Annotated in this window: 1 protein-coding gene; it reads right to left on the minus strand. The window is 70.9% G+C overall.

The annotated features are described in order from the left end of the window. Positions 1 to 1,397 (minus strand): alcohol dehydrogenase catalytic domain-containing protein (locus ACFYW1_RS39030; protein WP_389004597.1); only part of this gene is annotated, 1,397 nt, incomplete at both ends.

Here is a 1,397-nt window from a genome sequence, read left to right on the forward strand (position 1 = left end):
GCGATCTGGAGGGCGGCCATGCCCACGCCGCCGGCCGCCGAATGGACCAGCAGCCGTTCCCCGGCCCGCAGCCCCGCCAGGTCCACCAGCCCGTAGTACGCCGTGAGGAAGACGATCGGGGTCGCGGCCGCCTCGGCGAACGTCCAGCCCTGCGGCACACGGGCGAGGGTTCGTCCGTCGGTGACCGCGATCGGTCCGGCGCCCTCGGAGAACAGGCCCATGACGCGGTCGCCGACGGCCACCGACGTCACATCGGGGCCGACCTCCAGCACCACGCCCGAGCCCTCGCTGCCCATCGGCGCCTCGCCCGGATAGCTGCCCAGTGCGATCAGGACGTCACGGAAGTTCGCACCCACCGCGCGCACGGCCACCCGCACCTGGTCACCGGTCAGCGGCTCGTCCGCACCGGGTGCGGGGACGAGGGCGATGTTCTCCAGGGTGCCGGTGCCGGTGCTGCCCAGGCACCAGTGCGGCGTGTCGTCCGGCGGCGCGAGAACGTCGTCGGCGTTGTCCTTGACCAGCCGGGTGGCATACACCGCACCGTTCCGGACGGCCAGTTCGGGTTCGCCGCATTCGAGGGCGACGCGCAGGAAGTCCGGCGCGGAGTCGCGGTCGGGATCGCGGTTGAGGTCGAGGCCAAGGTCACGGTCGTGATCGAGGTCGCGGGGCAGCTCGGTGTCGAGATCGAGCAGGACGAAGCAGTCGGGATTCTCGGCCTGCGCTGAGCGCACCAGCCCATGGACCGCCGCGCCGGCCAGATCGCGTACGCCCTCCCCCGGTCCGGCCTCCACCGCGCCGCGGGTGACGACGACCAGGCGTGCGCCGGCGAACCGGTCGTCGCTCAGCCATTCCTGAACGGTCCGCAGTACGGCCTCCACCGCCGTACGGGCCGCCTCTCCTTGATCGGTGATGTCGCCAACAGTGGTGGTGACATCGGCAGCCGGGGCGTACGAGGCGCCGCACGGCAGGAACACCACGTCGGGGACGCTGTCGTCGCTGTCGACCAACGCATCCAGCACGCCCGACCCGTCTGCTCCTCTTGTCCCGCCTGCCCTGTCCGACCCGTCCGACCCGTCCGACATGTCGAGTACGGCCCAGCGTCGGCCGGTGCCGGGGCGCCCGTCGCCACGCTTCCTGTCACGCTCACCGTCATCGTGCACCGGGGTCCAGTCGACGCGGTACAGCACGCTCGGCTCCGTGCGGAGCGTCGCCTGAAGCTGCTCGGCCGAGACCGGCATGAGCACCAACTCACCGACACTGAAGACCAGTTCACCTTCATCGTCCACCGCCTCGATGGACATTGTGGTGGGTGTGGTGGTGGTGAGGTGGGCGCGGAGGGTGGTGGGGTGGGTGGTGTGGAGGGTGATGTTGTGCCAGGTGAAGGGGATGTGGATGGG

The sequence above is a fragment of the Streptomyces sp. NPDC002669 genome, from assembly GCF_042889165.1.
In the GTDB taxonomy this organism is placed as follows: Bacteria; Actinomycetota; Actinomycetes; order Streptomycetales; family Streptomycetaceae; genus Streptomyces.